This is a genomic window from Coleofasciculus sp. FACHB-712 (genome assembly GCF_014695635.1).
Lineage (GTDB): Bacteria > Cyanobacteriota > Cyanobacteriia > Cyanobacteriales > FACHB-T130 > FACHB-T130.
The window spans coordinates 1-4266 of sequence record NZ_JACJOQ010000099.1; the positions used below are offsets into that span (position 1 = coordinate 1).

A 4266-nucleotide genomic window follows, 5' to 3' on the forward strand; every position below is an offset into this window, starting at 1 on the left:
GCGCCTAACATTTGCAACTGATACAAACTGGCGTACAATCCGCCTTGGCGCAACAATTGATCGTGGCTGCCCGACTCTACCAGTTGCCCTCGCTTCAGCACCAAAATCCGGTCTACATTGCGGATGGTTGAGAGACGGTGCGCGATGATAATGGCGGTGCGTCCCTCCAGCAATTTGTCGAGGGCATCTTGAATTAAGGCTTCTGTACCTACGTCTAGACTGGCTGTTGCTTCATCTAGCACTAAAATACGGGGATTGCGGATAGCGGCACGGGCAAATGCTAAGAGTTGCTTTTGTCCGCTGGAGATATTAGTGCCTCGTTCTCTAAGTTGGGTATCGTAGCCTTGAGGCAGTTGTTCGATAAAACTGGCAACATTGGTTTTTTCGGCGGCTTGTCGAATTTCTTCAAAGGAGTAAGTATCTCCTAGAGTAATGTTGCTCTTCACGTCACCGGCAAACAGAAAGCCATCTTGAAGGATGACGCCTAGGTGTTCCCGCAGTTCTCTTTGGGGTAAGTCCCGGACATTGACACCATCGAGGAAAATGCGACCTTCGGTGGTTTCGTAAAGGCGACACAGCAGGCGAATAATCGAACTTTTACCAGCACCCGTGGGACCAACGAGAGCGACTTTTTCGCCGGGATGGATGGTGAAGTTTAGGTCTTTGAGGACGTATTCATCATTTTTGTAGGCAAAGGAGACATTTTCAAAGCGAATTTCACCTTTGGCGGTTGGGGATGGGGAATGGGAAATTCTCCTGGGTTCCTCTGCTACAGACGGGATAATTCCCCTGTCTATAAGCTGTTTTTGTGTCCCTTCAGGATCGCGAATTTCAATTGGTTCGTTGAGAATATCGGTGATGCGTTCGACGGCGGTGAAACCAGATTGCAGGGAGGTGAATTTTTCAGCAAATTGTCGCAAGGGATCGAAGAGACGCTGGGCATACAGGATAAAGGCAGAGAGGGTGCCAAAACTGAGGGCTTTGCCCATGATCATTTGTCCGCCTAACCAGAGTACGCCCGCGATCGCTACCAGTGCAATCCACTCCAAGGTGGCTGATACGGCTGAGTCGTGAAAAATGGTTTTATCCACTTCCTCGATGTACCGCTGATTCGTCACCCGAAACAGTTCTGAGTTGAATTTCTCTCGCCGGAATAGCTGCACGACGTTCACCCCTACGATGTTTTCTTGCAGCGTTGAGTTGAGTGCAGACAGTTCTTCTCTGGCTTTGTAATTGGCTTTGCGATACTGCTGTTGGAAGTAAATAATCAAAGCCGTGACTGGCACCAACATCAGTGTCAGCATCAATGCCAGCTGCCATTGCAGCAAAAACATGGTGACAGCGATCGCTAAAATCGATACCAGATCGCTGACAATGCCAATGGCACCTGTGGAAAACACATCCCCTAGGGCTTCGACATCGCTGGTGAGGCGGGTAATCAATCGTCCTACAGGGGTGCGGTCAAAAAATCGCACCGCCAAGGACGTGACATGATGAAATAAATCAGTGCGAATCTCGGCGGTAATTTGCTGCCCCACCTTCTGCACGGTGTAACCTTGGGCGGCGGTGAACACCATCCGAACGATCATCGTTAGCAGGAGTAAAACGGCGAGAAGATTGATTCCTTCCAACAAGCCTTTACCTTGAAGAAAAGACCAGACTTCTTCCCCGCGAATCAGCGAAATTGCTTGCCCCACGATGATCGGTTGAATTGCCCCGGCGACTGACAGCGGCACCAACAACAGGATGGAAATTATCAGCAGACGACTGCTTTTCCGCGCGTAGGGGACTAAGCGCAGGAAGAGTCGCCAGTCGCTTTCACGAACGCGCGATCGCTCTCTAGTTTCCGTCAGAGGCGGGGATTGAGTCATGCTGCCACTATCTTCTTTCTACTTATTTCATTGTTCCCCTTTCACCAGTGCTGTAGCAGCTGCCTGTAGAGATAGGTAAGCTGTTTCAGGTTGCCCATTGATGTAGGATTTGCCATCTACCGATTCGCACAGAGTTCCGACTTTCTCGCCATCAGCGCCATATACTTCTAGCACATCTTGGAGAAGATTCGGGTCAAAACCTTGCACAATTGAACTCCAAGCATTTTTATCAACCGAGCAAATCCTAATTGTTTCGTCCATTTGATCGCCTTGCGCTAGCAATTAATTAGAACAGCGCTTCTGATATCTTCGACCCATTGATGGATATCGCCCGTATTCAGGCGATAACTCCGAGGGTGGGCAATTAACCGCGCTGTACTTTCAAATAGTGTATCAATCTCGATCAAGCCATTTTCGCTCAGGGTGCGACCTGTGGAAACTAAATCCACAATCGCCTCGGACATCCCGGTAATCGGCCCTAGTTCTACGGAACCAGACAAAGGCACAATTTCTACGGGTAAATCTAAGTTTTCAAAGTATTCGTAGGCACAGTGAACAAACTTAGACGCGACTCGACCGTGGGGCGGCAGTTGTAAGACTGACCGATAAAGGCTAGAAGACTTTACCGCCACTGACAGCCGACAAGAACCAAATCGGAGGTCAGCTAGATGAGCAACCTGGGGGTTTTTCTCCCGCAGAACATCGTAACCGACTATCCCTAAATGTGCTTGCCCATATTCCACATAAACTGGGACATCTTGCGCCCTTACCAGTAGGGCTTGGGCGGTGCCGGTGGGGTCTTGTATTTGCAGTTGGCGGTTGCCAGAATCTTTAAAGGCGCTAAAGTCGAGTCCGACACTTTGCAGTAGACGAATGCTATCAGATAAGAGTGCGCCTTTGGGCAATGCAACGGTAAGCATAGAATAGAGTTCTGAGTGTTAAGTATTGAGTTCTGGATGTCACAAGGTAACTCATAACTCATACCTCATAATTCATAACTTTTGTGATGCGAATTCTCTTGGTGGATGATGAAGTTGAGCTGACTGAACCGCTGAGTCGCGTGCTAAGTCGTGAAGGCTACAGCGTTGAGTTGGCTTATGATGGGGCGTCTGGCAACCAGATGGCGCTGCAAGGAGGCTATGACTTGCTGATTTTGGATTGGATGCTGCCGCAGATCAGCGGGTTGGAAATTTGTCAGCAGATGCGATCGCGCAAAGATGCTACACCCGTCCTCTTTCTCACTGCCAAAGATACCCTAGACGACCGCGTGCTGGGTTTGGACGCCGGTGCGGATGACTACCTAGTGAAGCCGTTTGAATTGCGAGAGTTACTCGCACGAGTCCGCGCCTTGCTGCGTCGTTCCGCGACTGATGCGCCTGCTAGCGCGACGATAGAAGCGCACTACCATCCTCACTTACTTCAGATTGGAGATTTAGAACTAGATTGTGAAAACCAGCTAGCCTATCGTCACGGACGCACCATTGAGTTATCGGAGAAAGAAACTCATCTGCTGGAATATTTTATGCGTCACGCGGGGCAGTTGCTCACTCACGCCCAAATTCATCAACATTTGTGGAACCCAGACGAACAACCCAGCAGTAACGTTTTAGCCGCTTTGATTCGCCTTTTGCGGCGCAAAATTGAGGCATCTGGAGAGACAACTTTGATTCACACTGTCTATGGCAAAGGCTATCGCTTTGGAGATGGCGGCTAAGGCGGCTTTCTGACTTGCTTTCTAACTTTCAGTAGCGATATTCAAAAGGCAATCTTTTGATATTTGTCAACTATCATTAGTAGTATTTCAACACCATTGTCTATATTCGCTTTCCTAACAGTAGCGATCGCTTGGTATCGTCTACACAAAACTATGTGTTTAGCTGTTGAGCTGTCTATTGATATTGCTTAGAATAAGCCTAAATTACAAGGAGCTATTTTATATGATGCTTGGAGATTTGGAAGACCCCTTGATAGCTTGGGATTTAAGAAACTTACAAAGAATTGCTACTACTATTCTTTTTCTCCTTTTAGTATTCTTCTTTAGTTGGTTGAATCGAAAAAATCGATATGTTTTATGGGCTATTTTTTCTGGTGCTATCTTGACATTTATCTTCTTATTGGTTACGCGCAATAATCACGGATTAGCTTTTTTTACTTTTAAATTTTAATGATCAGCATATCGCCTGTGCTTGGGAAGAGATTGTCAGGCGATATTTGCTGGCTATTCTTTTCTGGAAGAGAAACCACTTTAAACAGAGAATTGCAACTCTAACGGCTGGGATGGAATGATGTACATTAATTCTGCACCGTCGGGTTTAGAGTCTATGGAGGGAGTTAATTTCAGCCAGTCATGGAAGGTAATTCCCAATTGTGCGATCGCTTGTACTTCTGTCTGATA

Annotated in this window: 4 protein-coding genes; 1 reads left to right on the forward strand and 3 read right to left on the reverse strand. The window is 47.5% G+C overall.

All coding sequences use genetic code 11. The annotated features are described in order from the left end of the window. The 3 genes from H6F50_RS02455 to hisG form a co-directional block, all read right to left on the reverse strand. On the reverse strand, positions 1 to 1871 hold a 1871-nt coding region (locus H6F50_RS02455), incomplete at its 3' end, for an ABC transporter ATP-binding protein (protein ID WP_190425955.1). Between the two features lie 27 nt (positions 1872 to 1898). Further along, positions 1899 to 2132, reverse strand: coding sequence for a hypothetical protein (locus tag H6F50_RS02460; RefSeq protein WP_190425957.1), 234 nt, complete (start codon positions 2130 to 2132; stop codon positions 1899 to 1901). A gap of 14 nt (positions 2133 to 2146) precedes the next feature. Beyond that, positions 2147 to 2791: an ATP phosphoribosyltransferase gene (hisG, locus tag H6F50_RS02465; protein WP_190425960.1), complete on the reverse strand. Its 645-nt coding sequence runs from the start codon at positions 2789 to 2791 to the stop codon at positions 2147 to 2149. 86 nt (positions 2792 to 2877) lie between these two features. Between hisG and rppA the strand changes: the two genes are divergently transcribed. Beyond that, positions 2878 to 3585: a two-component system response regulator RppA gene (rppA, locus tag H6F50_RS02470; RefSeq protein WP_190425964.1), complete on the forward strand. Its 708-nt coding sequence runs from the start codon at positions 2878 to 2880 to the stop codon at positions 3583 to 3585. Positions 3586 to 4266 lie beyond the last annotated feature (681 nt).